Annotated in this window: 17 protein-coding genes; 9 read left to right on the forward strand and 8 right to left on the reverse strand. The window is 71.8% G+C overall.

The features are described from left to right. Positions 1 to 3: 3 nt before the first annotated feature. On the reverse strand, positions 4 to 741 hold the full coding sequence (locus tag OG562_RS00695) for a class I SAM-dependent methyltransferase (RefSeq protein WP_266392152.1): 738 nt from the start codon (positions 739 to 741) through the stop codon (positions 4 to 6). Between the two features lie 162 nt (positions 742 to 903). Here OG562_RS00695 and OG562_RS00700 point away from each other — a divergent pair, with 162 nt between their 5' ends. Then, positions 904 to 1,311 (forward strand): nuclear transport factor 2 family protein, encoded by a 408-nt coding sequence (locus OG562_RS00700; protein WP_266392155.1) that lies wholly within the window; start codon positions 904 to 906, stop codon positions 1,309 to 1,311. Between the two features lie 12 nt (positions 1,312 to 1,323). On the opposite strand, the gene OG562_RS00705 is transcribed toward OG562_RS00700, so the two are convergent. The 6 genes from OG562_RS00705 to OG562_RS00730 form a co-directional block, all read right to left on the reverse strand. Continuing rightward, positions 1,324 to 2,613 (reverse strand): acyltransferase, encoded by a 1,290-nt coding sequence (locus OG562_RS00705; RefSeq protein WP_266392158.1) that lies wholly within the window; start codon positions 2,611 to 2,613, stop codon positions 1,324 to 1,326. Between the two features lie 135 nt (positions 2,614 to 2,748). After that, entirely contained in the window at positions 2,749 to 4,650 is a 1,902-nt protein-coding gene (locus OG562_RS00710) for a hypothetical protein (protein WP_266392161.1), read from the reverse strand. 239 nt (positions 4,651 to 4,889) lie between these two features. Next, entirely contained in the window at positions 4,890 to 5,660 is a 771-nt protein-coding gene (locus tag OG562_RS00715) for an SDR family NAD(P)-dependent oxidoreductase (RefSeq protein ID WP_266392164.1), read from the reverse strand. Then, on the reverse strand, positions 5,657 to 6,958 hold the full coding sequence (hisD, locus tag OG562_RS00720; protein WP_266392167.1) for a histidinol dehydrogenase: 1,302 nt from the start codon (positions 6,956 to 6,958) through the stop codon (positions 5,657 to 5,659). The genes OG562_RS00715 and hisD overlap by 4 nt, the downstream gene beginning before the upstream one ends. Before the next feature lie 29 nt (positions 6,959 to 6,987). After that, positions 6,988 to 7,920, reverse strand: a complete 933-nt coding sequence (locus OG562_RS00725) for a VOC family protein (protein WP_266392169.1) — start codon at positions 7,918 to 7,920, stop codon at positions 6,988 to 6,990. After that, positions 7,917 to 8,885: a fumarylacetoacetate hydrolase family protein gene (locus tag OG562_RS00730; protein WP_266392172.1), complete on the reverse strand. Its 969-nt coding sequence runs from the start codon at positions 8,883 to 8,885 to the stop codon at positions 7,917 to 7,919. Before OG562_RS00730 ends, OG562_RS00725 begins: the two co-directional genes overlap by 4 nt. A gap of 263 nt (positions 8,886 to 9,148) precedes the next feature. Here OG562_RS00730 and OG562_RS00735 point away from each other — a divergent pair, with 263 nt between their 5' ends. The 8 genes from OG562_RS00735 to OG562_RS00770 all read left to right on the forward strand — a co-directional run bounded on the left by OG562_RS00735 (position 9,149) and on the right by OG562_RS00770 (position 16,930). Continuing rightward, positions 9,149 to 9,451 carry an antibiotic biosynthesis monooxygenase gene (locus OG562_RS00735; RefSeq protein ID WP_266392174.1) on the forward strand — a complete coding sequence of 101 codons (303 nt, stop codon included), beginning with the start codon at positions 9,149 to 9,151 and terminating at the stop codon, positions 9,449 to 9,451. A 43-nt stretch (positions 9,452 to 9,494) separates the two neighbouring features. Further along, positions 9,495 to 10,619, forward strand: coding sequence for an FAD-dependent monooxygenase (locus tag OG562_RS00740; protein WP_266392177.1), 1,125 nt, complete (start codon positions 9,495 to 9,497; stop codon positions 10,617 to 10,619). Next, complete coding sequence (locus tag OG562_RS00745) at positions 10,616 to 11,623, forward strand: amidohydrolase family protein (RefSeq protein ID WP_266392183.1); 1,008 nt, start codon at positions 10,616 to 10,618, stop codon at positions 11,621 to 11,623. The genes OG562_RS00740 and OG562_RS00745 overlap by 4 nt, the downstream gene beginning before the upstream one ends. Next, a complete protein-coding gene (locus OG562_RS00750) occupies positions 11,620 to 12,588 on the forward strand; it encodes a cyclase family protein (RefSeq protein ID WP_266392186.1) in 969 nt (322 codons plus the stop codon). The genes OG562_RS00745 and OG562_RS00750 overlap by 4 nt, the downstream gene beginning before the upstream one ends. Before the next feature lie 11 nt (positions 12,589 to 12,599). After that, the gene (locus OG562_RS00755) at positions 12,600 to 13,973 is read left to right on the forward strand and encodes an FAD-binding oxidoreductase (RefSeq protein WP_266392189.1); all 1,374 of its coding nucleotides are present in this window, start codon (positions 12,600 to 12,602) and stop codon (positions 13,971 to 13,973) included. A 3-nt stretch (positions 13,974 to 13,976) separates the two neighbouring features. After that, positions 13,977 to 14,933 carry a fumarylacetoacetate hydrolase family protein gene (locus OG562_RS00760; RefSeq protein ID WP_266392193.1) on the forward strand — a complete coding sequence of 319 codons (957 nt, stop codon included), beginning with the start codon at positions 13,977 to 13,979 and terminating at the stop codon, positions 14,931 to 14,933. A 148-nt stretch (positions 14,934 to 15,081) separates the two neighbouring features. Beyond that, positions 15,082 to 16,077, forward strand: a complete 996-nt coding sequence (locus OG562_RS00765; RefSeq protein WP_266392196.1) for a LysR family transcriptional regulator — start codon at positions 15,082 to 15,084, stop codon at positions 16,075 to 16,077. A 40-nt stretch (positions 16,078 to 16,117) separates the two neighbouring features. After that, complete coding sequence (locus OG562_RS00770; protein ID WP_266392199.1) at positions 16,118 to 16,930, forward strand: SDR family NAD(P)-dependent oxidoreductase; 813 nt, start codon at positions 16,118 to 16,120, stop codon at positions 16,928 to 16,930. 1 nt (position 16,931) lies between these two features. Here the strand turns inward: OG562_RS00770 and OG562_RS00775 are convergent, their stop codons facing one another. Continuing rightward, a complete protein-coding gene (locus OG562_RS00775) occupies positions 16,932 to 17,837 on the reverse strand; it encodes a hypothetical protein (protein WP_266392202.1) in 906 nt (301 codons plus the stop codon). Positions 17,838 to 17,849 lie beyond the last annotated feature (12 nt).

The following is a 17,849-nucleotide window of genomic DNA, read 5'->3' on the forward strand; positions in this document are numbered from 1 at the left end:
CCGCTAATCCGCTCGGCGCGCCTCGACCATCCGAACGCGTGGACCGCCGTCGCTCCTCGTCCCGAACTCGGGGAGCCTACGGAGGTCCACGCGGAAGCCGGCGCGCTCCAGTTCCCGCCGGACCTCGCCGAGCCGGAAGGCCCGGTAGTACATGACGAACGGCGGCCGCCACAGGGCGTTGCGCACCCGCATCACGGCGTCGAAGCCGAGGAGCGTCCAGTAGGCCGGCGAGGTCGGCCGCGGCGGCGCGAGGACCGGGAACGCGAAGCGTCCGCCCGGCCGCAGCACCCTGTGCACCTCGGCGAACAGCCCCGGCAGCTCACGGGGCAGGAAGTGCCCGAACGCGCCGAAGCTGACGACGAGGTCGAAGCGGGCCGTGAACGGCAGCGCCCGGGCGTCCGCACGCACCCAGGACACGCGCGGGCCCGCAGCCGGCGCCCGCCCTCGGGTCCGCCCCCGCGCCTCGTCGAGCATGCCCACGCTGAAGTCCACGCCGGTCGCACTGCGCCGGCACACCGCCGTCAGCACGTCGGTCCCGGCGCCCGTGCCGCAGCACAGGTCGAGGCCGTCGTCGTACGGGCCCGACCGCAGCAGGGCCGCGGTGACCGCGTCCAGGACGGAGTCAGGGGTGCGGAAGGGCGTGTGGTCGAACTTGGGCGCGAGCAGGTCGTAGCCGTGCTCTACCGACGACAGGGCCTGGACGGCGAGTTCGCGCAGCGTGGGGCCTTCGGGGCTGAACATCCACGTCACCCTACGGGCCCGTGGGACCCATGGACGCGTCGACAGCAGGTGATTATGCTCGTCGTGACTTACTCGACTAATTGACTATGTCTCCCGTGACCAGGTCTCCTGTGACGGTGTCTCTCGAGACTGTGTCTACGACTGTGACGATGAGGTGATCCGATGCGCGCGTTCCGTGAGGCGGTCGAGGCAGGCGATCTCGACGCCGTAGAGGCGCTGCTGGCCGACGACGTGGTGTTCACCAGCCCGGTCGTGTTCAAGCCGTACCCGGGCAAGGCCATCACCGCGGCGATCCTGCGCACGGTGTCACAGGTCTTCGAGGACTTCCGGTACGAGCGTGAGCTCGGCGGCGGCGACGGGCGCGACCACGCCCTGGTGTTCGCCGCCCGAGTGGGCGAGCGCGAGTTGACCGGCTGCGACTTCATCCACCTCGACGAGAACGGCCTGATCGACGAACTGACCGTCATGGTACGGCCGTTGTCGGGTGCACAGGCGCTCGCGGCGGCGATGGGCGCACGGTTCGAGGACATCGTGAAGGAGGCGGAGGCCCGGTCGGCCGCCGCCTCCTGAGCCGCGCCGGAGTCAGCTTCCGCTCAGGCGGGTCCCGCGTGAACGGCCCGCCGCGAGCAGGGCCTTCCAGGACCGGTGGCGCTTGAACGGCAGCTCGAAGAGCGCGGCGAACAGCCACGCCCCCAGCACCGAGACGGGCACCGCCAGCAGGAGCGTGAACCAGAAGGCGGGCAGTCCGGACGACACGAAGTGCGGGGCGATCTTCCGGATGACGACCATGACGATCGGCAGATGGATCAGGTAGAGGCTGTAGGAGAAGTTGCCCAGACTGCGCATGGGCCGGGTGGCCAGCAGTCGCATGAGAAGGGCGGGCCGGCCGGTGGCGACCGCCACGATGAGCATCGTCATGGCCGGCACGACGGCCAGGTCCACCCAGAAGAAGTGGCGCGCCGTCCAGACGGACCCCCTGACGACGAGGAGCGACCCGATCGGCAGGGCGGCCAGGGCGGCGAGCCAGTGCCACGGCAGCCGCCTGACCTTCTCCGACGCGACGATGATCCCCGCGCCGACCAGCCCGGCGACGAAGACCGGGGCGAGATTCGGCGTCAGCCAGTTCATCCCCTCCACCGGGGACGCGTCGGGCGCCGCCAGGCCTCGTGCCACCACCAGGAGCGTCACTCCCCCGACCAGGACCAGCGCGCCCAGCCGCCGCCGGATCAGCAGGAAGAGCGGGAAGAGGAGGTAGAGCTCCGCCTCCACGCCGATCGACCAGAAGGCCCCGTTCGGCGTCGGCGCCGTGAAGACGTCCTGGACCACGAGACCGTAGACCAGGAGCGTCTTTCCGGTCGGCGGGCCGAAGTGCGAGGCGGGCACCACCAGCCAGGCGACCGCGAGACTCAGCGCGAGCGCCGCCCAGTAGGGGGGCAGGATGCGCCAGGCGCGCCGGCTCAGGAAGCGGCGTGCCCCGCCCAGCTGCCAGCCGTGGCGGGCCGGGGAGATGGCCAGGGAGAACCCGGACAGCACCAGGAAGAAGACGACGGCGAGCCTGCCGTACATCATCCAGCCCAGCCAGTCGGGGCCCGAGTTCCTGGGGAATCCGGGGAAGGTCAGGAGCCAGCAGTGGAAGAGGACCACGTACAGCGCGGCGAGGCCGCGGAGCCCGTCGAGGCCCTGCAGCTGAAGGCGCTCGCCCGCCGCGCCCGTCCCGTCCGGCTGCCGTGCCGGGACGGGCGGGTCGAGCTCGCCGCTGGTGGGATGGCTGGTTACCGCTGAGATCGTTCGGCCCTCTCTCCCGGCTCCGCGCTCGCCGCACGGAGCCGCCCCCTCGGCGATCCTGCGCCGCTGTCGTCCGGGTGACGCCACGCCACCCATGGTGACCGATACGTCGCACCTGGCCGGAAGGTTCAACGGGCGGGCCGATGATTTCCGCGCCCGGCCACCACTCCAGCCTAGGTCCCCGCGCCGATCGGCTCCCGGGGAACGGAGAGGGCCCCCGCGTCAGGCCACGGTGAGGGTGAGCGCGCCCGCGTAGGCCGTGCCCGGGGTGAGGGCCGTCGGCGTCCCGTCGACGGTCAGGGTCACCGTCTTTCCGCGCGGGGCCCTGACGGCGGCGTCGGCGGCGAGGGTCAGTGAGGTGAGGTACGAGGTGCCGGTGACCGTCCAGACGGAGCCGCTGTTCAGCCGGACGATCGCGCCGTTGTTGACAGCCGGCTGCACGGTGTTGGCGACGATGCCCAGCTCGTAGAAGGTGGACGCGTCGATCGACGGGACCCGGTGCTTGGCCCGGGTCGCCGAGATCACGCCCTGGACCGTCGAGCCCTCGAAGGTGAGGACCATGTTCTTGCCCTTGCGCATGCCGTTGTAGAAGTCGCCCTCGAGCTTGATGGAGGTGAAGGCGGCGGCTCCGTCGGCGGTGTGGACGGCGGCGACGTCGAAGGAGGCGTCCTTGGCGGGGTCGGTGGTGGGCTCGGTGTAGACGCCGACGTTCATCATCTTGCCGTTGACGGGGACCGGGCCCGGGTCGTCCAGCTCGATCATCTGGAGGATGACGCCGTCGCGGGGGTTCAGACGGGCGCCGCCGGAGCCGTCCACGGTGATGGCGGTCTGCTGGCCCTTGTTGAGGAAGGTGGCCCGCTCGGAGTTGATTACCGTGCCGCCGTCGAGGGTGAGGGTGCCCGTGCCGAAGAACATGTAGCCGAAGTGGCCGGAGTTCACGACCGTGTTGCGCACCGGCAGGGCCGCCAGCTCGGCCTTGGTGAGGCCCAGTTCCAGCTCGGCGTCGAGCGCGGCGACCGCTTCGCGGGTGCTGTCTCCGTAGTGCACGACGGCCGCCGGGCCGGCGATGATCGTCGCGTAGCTGCCGACGTCGAACCGGGAGCCGAGGACGCGCACGGTGACGTCGCCGATGGCGTAGGTGCCGTAGCCGTACTCCCCCGTGTTGCCGACATGGCTGTTGATCGCGGTCAGCTTCAGTCCGCTGCCGCCCTCCACCGACAGTGCGCCCCACGTCTCGGAGAAGACGGTGGAGTTGAGGTAGGTGGCCCTGCTGTTCCTGCCGATGAGGTTGGTGGCGCGGACGTTGCCGTCGAGGCCGAGCATCCAGGGCACGGACTCCATGTACGGGGTCTCGACGGTGGCCTGGTAGTCGGCGGGCAGGATGCCGTTGCGGGTGCGGACCCGGGAGTTCTTCACGACGACGTTCGCGCCGCCGTTGGAGATGACGCCGGTGCGGACGACGCCCTCGGTGCTGATGCGGGCCCCGTCCAGGACCAGGGTGGTGGCGGAGCCGTCGCCGACGACCGCCGCGCCGTAGCCGGCGAAGTCGCAACGGCCGTTGCCCGTCAGGGAGATGACGGGCCTGTGGAGTGTGTACGCGCCGTCCTGCACGAAGACGCCGTCGAAGCACTCGCCGGTGGAGGTGATCGAGACGTTCCGGGCGAGGTTGTCGGTGAGCCTGCCGCCGGTCACCGCGGCGAGGACGGACCGGTCGCGGTCGACGCCGTCCGCGTCGACGTACAGGGCCTGCCGGAAGGGGAAGGCGAGGGTCTCGTAGGCGACCTCGTTGGCCGTGGCCACGGTGAGGACGAGGTCGCCCCGGTAGCCGCCGGGCCGGATCAGGGTGGCGGTGCCGCCGGTCGCCGTCAGCAGCTGGCCGGTCTCGACGCCGCCGACGGTCAGGGTGAGGCTGTGGCCGGCGGGGGCCGTGAGCGTGCCGCCCTCGGCGATCGACAGGGCGCTCAGCCGGGTGGTCGCGGGGACCTCGTACGTCTCGCCGGAGCCGACCGTGAGCCGCCCTCCCGACCTCACCGGCGCGGCCTGGACGGCGCCCACGGGCACCAGCAGGGCTCCGGCCGTCGCGGTGCCGGCGATCAGGACGGAGCGTCGGGTCATCAGCGTCATGGCTTGCCTTTCCAGGGATCGGGTACGACGCACCCCACGCCCGTCACTCGGCGTCATGGACCGGCCGCCGAAGAGGGGGCGGCAACGGTTCCGTGCGGGGCGCGGAAAGTGCGCACGAGGGAGTGAACCAGCGCTCCGGAGCTGCGAACAGTCGCTGTGCGAACCCATTCGGGAACCCGATGCCTCGGATCGCGGGGCCCGGTTGACAGGGCTCACACAGCGTGGCGGAACGAGGGGCCTCAGGCCGGTGCGATCATCCCGGCCGACAGGTCGATGTCCGCTCCGCACAGCCCCGGCATCGCGAGCATCGCCACCAGCGCCTGGGCTACCTCGGCCTCCTCGACGAGACGGCCCAGGGCGGCGCGGGAGGCGAAGTCGTGCTCGGCCTGTTCGACGGTGCAGCCGGTGAGTTCGGCGGTGAGGCGGAAGTTGCGGTCCATGCGGGGGCCGCGCACCGGGCCGGGCGAGAGGGAGTTGACCGCCACGCCCTGCGGGCCCACCTCCCCGGCGAGGGTGCGGGTGAGGCCGAGCAGGGCCATCTTGGAGGCGGTGTAGGGCGTGCGGTTGAGCAGGGGGCGTTTGCCGCTCACGGAGGCGACGTTGACGACGTCGCCGCGGCCGGCGGCGAGCATCGGCGGCAGGAAGGCCCGGCACATCAGGTAGACGCCCCGGACGTTGGCGGCGAAGACCGCGTCCCACTCGTCGGGCCCGACGTCGACGAGCGGGCGCACCGGGCCCGCGACTCCGGCGTTGTTGACGAGCAACGAGACGTCCTCGTCGGCGAGTTCGGCGGCCAGAGAGGCGACGGAGGCCGGGTCGCGGACGTCGCACACCGCCGTACGGGCCGCACCGCCCTCCTTCGCCACGAGTTCCGCCGCCTGCGCGAGGCTCGGTTCGCTGCGGCCGGTGAGGACCACCCGGGCGCCGGCGGCCGCCAGGGCGCGTGCGAACGCCCGGCCCAGCGGTCCTCCCGCGCCGGTGACCAGCGCCGTCCGCCCGGCGAGGCTCACGCGGTGTTCCAGGGCAGCTCGTCGCCCGCGGCCCGCGCGGCACGCACGTCGCCGGAGCGGGCGTGGCCCTCGAACAGCTCCACCCGCGAGGCCCGTCCGCACAGCCGGCCGAGCAGGGCCTGGGAGGCGGTGTCGGTGACCTCCTGGTAGGTGACGGTCTTGAGGTACTTCCCCACCCACAGACCGCCGGTGTAGCGGGCCGCGCCCCGGGTGGGCAGCACATGGTTGGTGCCGATGACCTTGTCGCCGAAGGACACACAGGTGCCCTCGCCGAGGAACAGGGCCCCGTACTGGGTCATGCGCTCCAGCGCCAGCCGTGGGTCGGCCGTCAGCACCTCCACATGCTCGAAGGCGAACGCGTCGGCCAGCTCGTACAGTTCGTCGAGGGTGTCGACGACGTGCACCTGGCCGTGGTCGCGCCAGGCGGGTCCGGCGAAGTCCCGGGTGGGCATGCCGGGCAACAGGCGTTCGACCTCGGCGATGGTCCGCTCGGCGACCTCGCGCGAGGTGGTGATGAGGACGGCCGGCGAGTCGGGGCCGTGCTCGGCCTGGGAGAGCAGGTCGACGGCGCACACGAAGGGGTCCGCTTCGTCGTCCGCGAGGACGAGGATCTCGGTCGGCCCGGCGAACAGGTCGATGCCGATCTCGCCGAACAACTGCCGCTTCGCCTCGGCGACATAGGCGTTGCCGGGTCCGGCGATCAGGTTGACCGGCTCCATGGAGTCCGTGCCGACGGCCATCGCGGCCACCGCCTGCACCCCGCCCAGCAGCCAGATCTCGTCGGCGCCCGCGAGGTGGGCTGCGGCGACGGTGGCGGCCGGGATCTCGCCGCGGATGGGCGGGGTGCAGGCGACGACGCGCGGCACGCCCGCGACCTTCGCCGTCACGATGGTCATGTGGGCGGAGGCGGTGAGCGGGTAGCGGCCGCCGGGGATGTAGGCGCCGGCCGCCTGCACGGGGATGTGCCGCTGGCCGAGCTTCACGCCCGGCAGGGTCTCCACCTCGAACGCGCCCAGGGAGGCGAGCTGGTGGCGGGCGAAGGCGCGCACCTGGTCCTGGACGAACCGGATGTCGTCCATGACCTGTTGCGGGACCGACGCGACGATCTTCTCGACCTCCTCGTCGGAGAGCCGGAAGGACTCGGGGCTCCACTTGTCGAACTTCTCGGAGCAGGCGCGCACGGCGTCGTCGCCGCGCTCGCGGATGTCCGCGATGACGCCCGCCACGGTCGCGCGGACCTGGTCGAGCGAGGCGGTGACCTCCGCCTTGGGGACGGCGTTCTTCAGGATCGTTGCCACGGTTTGCGGCCCTTCTGCGGGTAGTCGGATCACACCGGAGGAGCGACGAACAGCACGTCGGGGTCGTTGAACTGCTCCTTGGCCACCGACTCGCTCATCGGGTCGGCGGTGCCCCACTGGTCCTGTGTCTGCGGGTCGTCCACGTCGTGGCGGCCCGGGTGCCACAGGTCCTCTTCGAGGACGGCGAGTTCGGTGGTGTACTCGACGGTGTTGCCGTGCGGGTCGTGGAAGTAGGAGAAGGTGTTGTCGCCGGCGAGATGCCGGCCGGGACCCCAGGTCAGCCGGGTCCCGGCCCGTAGCGCCCGCCCGGTGCCGCGCATGTACTCCTCGACGCCCCGCATCTCGAACGAGGCGTGGTGCAGGGAGACATGGGGTCCGCGGGCGATGGCGAAGGAGTGGTGCAGGGGGCTGCACCGCAGGAAGTACATGAGGTCGCCCATGTGCGTGGAGTACAGGGTGTCGGTGAGCCGGAAGCCGAGGTGCTCGACGTAGAAGTCCCGCAGCCGCTCGGGGTCCTGGGAGTTGACCACGCAGTGGGAGAGCCGTACGGGGATCGCCTCGCGCTCCTCGATCCTGCGGTGGGCGCGGACGGCGACGTCGGCGGAGACCTCGACGACCCGCCCGTCGGGGTCGAAGAAGCGCAGCCCGTATCCGCCGCCCGGGGTGTCCAACTCCTTCGGCTCGCCGATGAGTCGGACTCCGGCCCGGCCCAGTCGCAGCGCCAGTTCGTCGACGGCCGCCGGGGAGGCCGCGCCGAAGGCCACCAGGTCCATCCGCTTCCGGTCGTCCCTGCGGATGCGGACGACGTAACTCTCGGGGCTGCCCTCCGCGGCGAAGAAGGCGAGGCCGCTGTCGCTCGCGACCTCGGTCAGGCCCCAGGTACCGCCGTAGAAGGCGCGTTGGGTGTCGAAGTCCGGTACGGCCAGGTCGACATGGCGGAGGTGGGTGATGAGGGACGTCACAGGGCGCTCCTGACACTGTTGCGCTGGTGGCCCAGGCCGGTGATCTCCGCCTCCAGCAGGTCCCCGGGCCGCAGGAAGACGCCCCAGTGGGCGCCGTTGCCGGCCGGGGAGCCGGTGAGCAGGAGGTCGCCGGGGTGGAGGGTGGTGGTCGTGGAGACGTAGGCGATCAGCCGGGGGATGTCGAAGATCATGTCCTTGGTCGACTCGTCCTGGCGTACGACCCCGTTGTGGCGCAGGGTGATCCGCAGGTCGTCCGGGTCGCCGACGAAGGCGGCGGGGACCAGGAACGGGCCGGTCGGCAGGAAGGTGTCGGCGTTCTTGGCGGTGAACCAGTCGGTGCCGATGGCTTTGAGGTCGGGCCGGTAGAGGCGGTCGCGGGTGGTGAGGTCGTTGCAGATCGTGTATCCGGCGACATGGTCGTAGGCGTCCTCCGCCGCGATGCGGCGGCCCGGCTTCCCGATGACCAGGGCGAGTTCGAGCTCCCAGTCGTGCTGCTCGCCGAGCGCGGGCAGCAGGACGTCGTCGTAGGGGCCGCACATCGCGCGCGGCGAGCCGAGGAAGACGTAGGGCACTCCGCTGCGGATCCGCTCGTCCATCATCTTCTCGGCGTCGGCGCGGGCCTCCTCGGGGGTCGCGCCGTGCACGCTCTCCTTCTCGGCGGCGACCAGGTCGACCACGTGCCTGCGGTAGTTGGCGCCGCTCTGCAGGATCTGGCCGGGCTCGATCGGGGCGAGGACGTCGAGTGCCGCGAGGTCGTGCCAGCCGCCGTCGGGAGAGGCGGCGAGGTCGGCGAGCCGGGGCAGCCAGGCGTCCCAGTCCTCCACCAGCGCGCGGACGGAGGGCGTCAGGTCGGACAGGTCACGCACCCGTGCCCCGGCGACCAGGCCGGGGAAGGGGCCGCCGGGGCCGCGGAACGTGCCGAGCGCGAAGGGGCCGGCGTGGGCGGGGAGGGGATCGTCGGGCACGGGCGGCTCTCCTCGTACGGTTCGGGTGCTTGCCCCTGACGCTAGGGAGCCGACGCCGGGTGCGGAAATGGCCGTTCGCGATGGCTGCCATCACCGTGCGCCCCGGCCCTGGCCGCATCGGGGTGCGGCGGCGCCGGGCGGCGGCTCCATCGTCGTACGGGATGGATGACGTCCCCCTTGGCGATGCCTCGATCCGTTGACCCCGGCACGGCCGCCGACCAGGCTCGGAGCACCCCGTCCCGAGGAATCCAACGGAGATCGCCGTGGTCGTCGAGCATGCCCAGCTGACCGTCGAGGCCGGTCGGGAGGAAGAGTTCCAGGAGGTCTTCGCCGTGGCGCGGGAGGTGATCGCGCAGGCCGACGGCTTCCGGTGGGCGCGGCTGCTGCGCTGCGTCGAGCGGCCGCGGACGTTTCTGCTGCTGGTCGGCTGGGAGTCCGTGGAGGCCCACACGGTGGGTTTCCGGGAGTCCGAGCGTTTCGGGCGGTGGCGGGCGCTGGTCGGTCCGTACTTCGCCGCGCCGCCGGCCGTCGAGCACTACGACGAACCCGAACCCCTCCCGCGCTGAACGTGCCCCTCCCCCACCTGTTCCTACGTCCGCAAGGATCGCCATGCCCGTACAGAAGGTGCTCGTCGTCGGCGGCGGCATCACCGGAAGCGTGCTGTCCCTCGCCCTCGCCCAGCGGGGCGCGGAGGTCGAGCTCGTCGAGATCTCCCCCCAGTGGTTCGGCGTGGGCCACGGCATCACCCTCCAGGGCAACGCGCTCAAGGCGCTGCGTTCCGTAGGCGTACTGGACCGGGTCCTCGATCGGGCGGTGCCGTTCGACGTGCTGCGGCTGCTGCGCGCCGACGGCGCACTGATCGCGGAGCTGCCCACTCCGCACACCGGGGGGCCGGATCTGCCCTCGACCGCGGGTGCGCTGCGGTCGGATCTGCAGGACGCACTGTGTGACGCCGTGCACGCGCACGGCGTCACCGTGCGGCTCGGTCTGAGCGTGGCACGGCTGGAGCAGTCGGCCGGCCATGTGGACGTGACGTTCACCGACGGCGCCACGGGACGCTACGACCTGATGGTGGGCGCCGACGGGATCAACTCCCGGATGCGCGCACTGATCGGCATCCCGACCAGGCCCGCTCCCGTGGGCATGTCGATCTTCCGGGTGGTCGCGTACCGTCCCCCGGAGATGGTCTGCCACGAGGTGTACTACGGCGGCCCGCGCTTCAAGGCCGGTTACAGCCCGATCGCCGCCGACCGCTGCTACGCCTACCTCCTGGACGAGAACCTGGACCCCTCCCTCGTCGGCCCGCGCGCCCCGCTGGCCCTGATGCGCGAACGGGGGGCGGGCTACGACGGCCTGTGGGGGAAGATCATCGCCTCGCTGCCGGACGACACGGCGGTCGACTACCGCTGGATCGAGTCGGTGCTGGTCGACGGGGACTGGCACCGCGGCCGGACGATGGTGATCGGGGACGCGGCGCACGCCTGTCCGCCGCTCATCGCGCAGGGCGCGGCCATGTGCCTGGAGGACGCGGTGCTCCTGGCCGAACTCGTCTGCGGGGACGACCCGTTGGAGAGGGCCCTGGACCGTTTCATGGCCCGGCGGCTGCCGCGGGTGCGGATGGTGCTGGAGAACTCGCTGCGGCTGGCCGAGTGGGAGATCCACCCCGAGACGCCCGGCGCGGACCCGGCCCGGATCATGTCCGAGACCCTGCGCTCGCTGACGGCGGCCGCGTGAACGCCGCTCCCGTCGTCGACTTCCACGGCCACCTCGCCGTCCCCGCCGCCGACGCGCTCGTCGCGGGCACGCCCGGCTTCGCCGCCGAGCTGGCCGTCGAACAACGCGCTCACTCTCCCGCCTCCCTCTCCGTCAACCGGGCCCAACTCCAGCGGCTCCTGCCGAAGTTGACGGATGTGACGGCCAGGCTGGCCGACCTCGACGCGATGGGCGTCGACCTCCAGGTCGTCGGCCCGATGCCGATGCACCACTACTGGACGGGCCGGGACACCGCCCGACGTCTGGCCCGCACCGTCAACGAGGCGGTCGCCGCGCACTGCGCCCTGGAGCCGCAGCGGCTGTACGGGCTCGGCACCGTGCCGCTCCAGCATCCGGACCTGGCCGTGACGCTGCTGGAGGAGGCGGTCGGCGTCCACGGTCTGTACGGGATCAGCGTCTCCACGAGCGTGAACGGGCGGGAGCTGGCCGACCGGGCGCACGACCCCGTGTGGCGGGCGGCCGAGGAGTCGGGGGCCGTGGTGTTCGTGCATCCGTGGGGGTGTTCGCTGGGCGAGCGGCTGGCCACGCACTACCTGGGCAACACGGTCGGGCAGCCGGTGGAGACGACGGTGGCCCTCTCGCAGCTGATCTTCACCGGCGTCCTGGACCGCTTCCCCCGGCTGAAGCTGGTGGCGGCGCACGGCGGCGGCTATCTGCCGACGTACATCGGGCGCTCCGACCACGCCTGGCGGGTGCGTCAGGACGCGCGCGGGTGCGCCGAGCCGCCGAGCGCCTATCTGCGCCGAATGTGGTTCGACGCGCTCGTCTACACGCCCCGGGCGCTGCGCTTCCTGGTGGCGGAGGTGGGCGCCGACCGGGTCGTGCTCGGCACGGACCACCCCTTCGACATGGGCGTCGACGACCCGCTGGCCCGGCTGGACGCCGCCGGGCTCGCCCCGTCCGACCGGGCCGCCGTCGCCGGCGGCAACGCCCTCGACCTGCTGCTGAAAGGACGTACCCGATGACGCTCGGCCCCATCGAGGAGGAGCTGGCCAAGGCCCGTGCCGCGTACCGCAACTGGGGTCGCTGGGGCGCGGACGACGTGCTGGGCACGCTCAACTTCCTCGACGACGCGATCCGGGCCCACGCGGCGGGGCTGGTCCGCCGCGGGCGGTCCTTCTCCCTCGCCCTGGAGTTCAACGAGTCGGGGCCGCAGCGCGGTTTCCGGGGCCGGATCAACCCCGTGCACTACATGAAGGACACCGGGTCGGACGCGGCCGCGGGCACGCAGGGCTTCCCGCACGGCTTCGGCGGGGCGGACGACCATGTCGTGATGCCTCTCCAGGCCTCCACCCAGTGGGACGGGTTGGGCCATATCTTCGACAACAAGCAGGCGTGGAACGGCCGTTCGTGCACCATCGTGAACGGCGACGGCGACTCCGTCACCGGCATCGAGCACATGGCGGACGCGTTCACCGGCCGGGGCGTCCTGCTGGACGTGGGCCGGGTGGTCGGCGACGAGCACGGCGAGCTCCCGGACGGCTTCCCGATCCTGGAGGAGCATCTGCGCGCCGCCGTCGAGGCGCAGGGCGCGACCTCCACCGTCCGCCGCGGCGACCTGGTCCTCGTCCGCACCGGCCAGCTGGGCCGCGTACGACGGCTCGGGGCGTGGGGCGGATACGCGGCCGGGGACGCGCCGGGCCTGTCCTTCACCACCCTGGGCTGGCTGCACCGCACGGAGATCGCCGCGATCGCCACCGACACCTGGGGACTTGAGGTACGGCCCTACGAGTTCGCCGAGCCGGCGATGTCCCCGCTGCACCAGATCGCCATCCCCAACATGGGCCTGCCGCTGGGCGAGATGTGGGACCTGGAGGCCCTATCCGAGGACTGCGCGGCCGACGGCGTCTACGAGTTCCTGCTGATCGCCGCGCCGCTGCCGGTGACCGGAGCGGTCGGCGCCCCCGTCAACCCGATCGCACTGAAGTGAGGACGCCCGCGGTGAACACCGACCGTTTCAGGGGAACCCTGCACGTCCCCGGGGACGCCGCCTTCGAAGAGGCGTGCTTCGGCCGCGTCTTCAACGCCCGCCGCCCCTCGGACCGTACGCCGGCCGCCGTGCTCGAAGCCGTCTGCGAACAGGACGTCGTCGAGGGCGTACGACTCGCCCTGGAGCGCGGCTGGCAGGTCGCCGTCCGCTCCGGCGGGCACAGCTGGGCCGCCTGGTCGGTGCGCGAGGAGGCGCTGCTGATCGACCTCGGGGGCTTCCGGGAGCTCGCCTACGACCCGGGCGCCGAGATCGTGACCGCCACGCCCAGCGTCAAGGGCGGCGACGAACTCAACCCGTATCTGGGTGAGTTCGGCCGCTTCTTCAACGGCGGGCACTGTCCCTCCGTCGGCATCGGCGGCTTCCTCCTCCAGGGCGGGCAGGGCTGGAACGCGCGCGGCTGGGGCTGGGCGGCGGAGAACGTCGTCGCGATCGACGTCGTCACCGCCGAGGGCGAGCTGGTGCGCGCGGACGAGGAGCACCACAGCGACCTGTTCTGGGCGGCGCGCGGGGCGGGCCCGGGCTTCTTCGGCATCGTGACGCGCTTCCATCTGCGCACCCGCCCGCTGCCCAGGCACCTCGCGCACACGGTCCACGCCTACCCCCTGGCCCTGTTCGACGAGGTCATGACCTGGCTGCACGGCATGCACCACACCGTCTCGGACCTGGTGGAGATCGTCGCCCTCACACAGACCCCGACCGGCTTCGACGGGCCAGTCCTGCTGGTCACGGGCGTCTCGATGACGGACACCCCCGAGCAGGCGGCGCGGGCGCTGGCCCCGCTGCACGCCAACCCGTACGCGGACCGGGCCCTGTTCCGCGTCGAGGCGCAGCCCACCACGCTCGCCGAGCAGCTCGCGGGCCAGCGCGCCGCCAACCCCGAGGGCCACCGTTATCTCGTCGACAACGCCTGGCTGACCGGACCGGCCGAGCAGGTCGTCCCCGCGATCCGCAAGGCGTTCACCGAGCATCCCACCCGGCAGACCTTCACCATCTGGTTCTCCATGGCGCCCCTGCGCGAACTGCCCGACATGGCCTTCTCGTTGCAGTCGGAGATCTACTGCGCGACCTATGTCGTCCACGACGACGGCCCGGAGCGGGACGCGGAGCTGCGGTCCTGGCTGGACTCGGCGACGGCGGCCATGCGGCCGGTGACCGTCGGCCAGTATCTGGGCGACTCCGACTTCACCGTACGGCAGTTGAGGTTCATGGGAGACGCGCAGTGGGAGCGGCTGAAGGAGATCCGGGCCGTCCGCGACCCCAAGGGCCTGTTCACGGGCTACCTCAGCACGGGGGCCGTCACCAATGCCAACCACTGGGAGCAGTGAGCGATGCGTTTCGCGACATACGAGCACGAGGGCGTGGAGCGCGCCGGGGCGGTGCGGGACGGGGTCGTCCATCCGCTGCCCGAGGGCGTCACCGTGCTGACGCTGGTCGAGCAGGGGGTGCTGCACCCGGCCGGGGTCGAAGCGCTGCGCACGCCGAGCGAGTTGACGGTGGATCAGGTGCGGCTGCTGCCGCCGCTGAAGCCGCCCTCCATCCGGGACTTCGTGGGCTTCGAGGCGCACATCGAGGGCGTCTCCAAGTCGCTGGACGGCCTCGAGCACGTGCCCGAGGAGTGGTACCGGGCGCCCAACTTCTACTTCACCAACCCGCACGCCGGCCACGGCGCGCACGACGACGTGGCCGTCCCGGCGGGCTGCTCGGTGCTGGACTTCGAGCTGGAGGTCGGTGCGGTGATCGGGCGCGCGGGGCGCGACCTCACGCCGCAGGAGGCGCACGAGCACATTGTGGGCTACCTCGTCTTCAACGACTGGTCGGCCCGTGACCTGCAGAAGCCGGAGAAGAACCTGGGCCTGGGCTTCTCCAAGGGCAAGGACTTCGCCAACACCCTGGGCCCGTATCTGGTGACCGCCGACGAGGTGGCGGACCGGCGCGATCCCGACGGGTTCCTGCACCTGGAGATGACGGTCACCCTCAACGGGAAGCTGATCGGCCGGGACACGCTGGCCAACGTGTCCTGGACCTTCGACGAGATGGTCGCCTACGCCTCCCGGGACGCCTGGGTGCGCCCCGGGGACGTCCTGGGCTCGGGCACCTGCGGCTGGGGCGCGCTGGCGGAGTTCTGGGGGCGCGTCGGGGAGCGCGTCCCGGCGCCGCTCGTGCCCGGCGACGAGGTGGAGCTGACCGTGGAGCGGCTGGGCACCCTGCGCAACCGGATCGTGCCCGGCCGCGCGGACGCCTACCTCCCGCGGGCCCGCAAGCGGGGCCGCACACCCCGGCCCTGATTCGTTGACCTGCGGGTATCCAGGGATCCGATGGCTGCTATCGGATCCCTGTGAGTTGCCTCCCGGAGTCTTCCTCGCCGCGAACGCGGTGGTTACGCTCCGAGTCCACCGAGCTTCAAGGACGCGGCGCGGCCGGAAGGGGACATACGTGGGTCTCGGAGCGATCGACCTCAATCTTCTGGTGGCGCTGGAAGCCCTCCTGGAGGAGAAGAACGTCACCCACGCGGGGGTGCGGCTGTCGACCAGCCAGTCCGCGATGAGCGGCTCCCTGGCCCGGCTGCGTCGGCACTTCAACGACGAGCTGCTGATCCGGGTGGGCCGCGAGTACGAGCTGACGCCCCTGGCCGAGCGCCTCCTGCCCGTCGTGCAGGCCTCCCTGCACAAGGCCGAGGAGGCGCTGTCGCTGACCCGGCACTTCGACCCGGGGCGCAGCCGGCAGCGGTTCTCGGTGGTGATGTCCGACTACGTGATGACGGTGTTCGTGGAGCCGCTGCTACGGGTGATCGCGCAGGAGGCGCCGGGGGTGCGCATCGACTTCCATCCCATCGTCGACGGACAGCTGGAGACGGAGACGCATCTGCGCTGTCACGATCTGATGATCGTGCCGCTCGGCTATCAGCTGCCGGGCGTCAGCGAGGCCGTGATGCACGACCGGTTCGTCTGTCTCGTCGACCCGGACAGCCCTCGGCTGACGGACGGGCGGCTCGCCCTGCGCGACCTGGCGGAGATGCCGCACGCCGCCTGCGGGATCGGCAAGCTCACCCCGGCCGACCGCCAGCTGGAGACGCTCGGCATCACGCCCAGGGTGCAGGTGAGCACGCCCGGCTTCAACGTCCTGCCGTTCCTGGTGAGCGGCACCGACCTGGTGGCCCTGGTCCCGGAGCGGCTGGCCCGGCGCTACGAGGGGTTCGCGCGCTGTGCCGTCGTACCGACGCCGTTTCCCGACGTACCGCTGGTGGAGGCCATGTACTGGCACCACAACCGGCACTCCGACCCGGCGCACCGCTGGCTGCGGGAGACCGTGCGCAAGGTCGGGGCGTCGCTGGACGAGCCGGAGATCCCGGAGATCGCCGGCCCGGAGATCGCCGGCGCGGATGGCAGCCATGGGGAACGCGCGTTTCCGGAGCTGTCCGCGGCTTCCTAACGTGGACGGGACCCATCCCGCAGCTTCCCCAGGAGGAGCCGTGAGCCGTACGCGTCTGGCGGGCCGTACCGTCGTCGTCACCGGAGCAGCGCAGGGGCAGGGGGCCGCGGAGGCGACGGCGGCCGCCCGCGAGGGCGCGACGGTGATCGCGACCGACGTCCTGGACGAGGCCGGCGAGAAGCTGGCCGCCGCCCTGCGCGCGGACGGCCTGGACGTGCGCTATCGACGCCTCGATGTGTCGTCGCCGGACGACTGGGCTGCCCTGGCCGGCGAGCTGGAGGTCGTGCACGGTCTGGTCAACAACGCGGGCATCGCCGTGCGCGCCAGGCTCGGACAGGTCGAACTCGCCGACTGGGAGCGGGCGTTCGCCGTCAACACGACCGGCGCCCTGCTCGGCATGCAGGCGCTCGCCCCGCTGATGCCGCCCGGCTCCGCGATCGTCAACGTCGGCTCCGTCGCGGCCCTGACGGCCCATCACGCGGTCGCCTACACGGCCAGCAAGTGGGCGCTGCGGGGTCTGTCGAAGGTGGCGTCCCTGGAGTGGGCGCCGCGCGGCATCCGGACGAACCTGGTGCACCCCGGGTACATCGAGACCCCGCTGATGGCGTCCGCGAACCCGGTGTTCGTCGAGGCGCATCTGTCGATGACCCCGCAGGGCCGCCCCGGCGCCGTCGAGGAGGTCGCGCCGCTGGTCGTCTACCTGCTGTCCGACGAGTCGTCGTACGTCAACGGCGCGGAGATCACGGTCGACGGCGGGTACGCGGCGCACGGCGGGGTCAAGGCGATCACGAACGCCCTGGACGCCGTCGCCGCCGTGAGCCCCGCCGTGAACCCCGTCGTGAGCCGTCCGTAGCTCAGTCCTTGAGGCCTTCCAGCGTCGACTTGGAGTCCGTCTTCAGCCAGTCGGTGACCTCGTCGAGCGTGGGCGGGTCCTTGTCGTCGTCATAGGAGGACAGGTAGGCGCTGTAGCTCATCGTGTACGTCACCCAGCCGTCCCGTACGGCGATGGTGGCGTAGAGCGAGCCGCTGGTGGAGCCGCTGGTGGTGTCCTCGGAGACCAGGTAGGCCTCGTCGCCGATGCCCGGGACGGTGTCCACGTCGTAACCCGTGTGGCTGTCCCCGTAGTTCTCCCACGTGGCCGTGAACTCCGGCCCCGGGTCGGTCTTCTTGTGCAGGTCCACCTGGACGGAGAGGTAGGCGTCGGCGTAGCTCGACGTGGTCTTCTTCAGGCTGAGGCTGCAGTAGCCCTCGTCGAGGGCGTCGGCCTTCAGGGTGGTGTGAGTCGGGGAGCCGTCGTTGTCCGGGTACTCGGTCTTGAACGACGAGTAGTCCGCGGAGTTGCAGAAGTTCGACGGCGCGGTGTACCCGCGCAGGTCCGCGTCCTTGCCCGCGCTGCCGAGCAGGAACACTCCGCCCGCCCACGCGGCGGACGCGACGACCGCTCCCACGGCGGCCCACAGGACCGCCCGCCCGGCACGGCCGCCGCTGCCGCCGCCCGGCGGCGGGGCGATCGCGGGGTAAGGGCCCGGCTGGGCGTACGGGTTGACCGACTGGGGCGGACCCGGCTGCCCCGGAATACCCGGCTGGCCCGGCTGCCCGACCAGGGTCGGCTGGCCGTAGAAGTTCTGCTGGCCGGGCGCGGCCGGGGGCACGGGCGCCGGTCCGGGCGACTGAGGATGCGGATACGGATATGCGCTCGGCGAAGCCGGCGCCTCGGACGGCTGATCGGGCTGCTGCGGGGGCTGAGGCGGCGTGGACATGACGTGAAGATA

This window comes from Streptomyces sp. NBC_01275, from assembly GCF_026340655.1.
GTDB lineage: Bacteria > Actinomycetota > Actinomycetes > Streptomycetales > Streptomycetaceae > Streptomyces.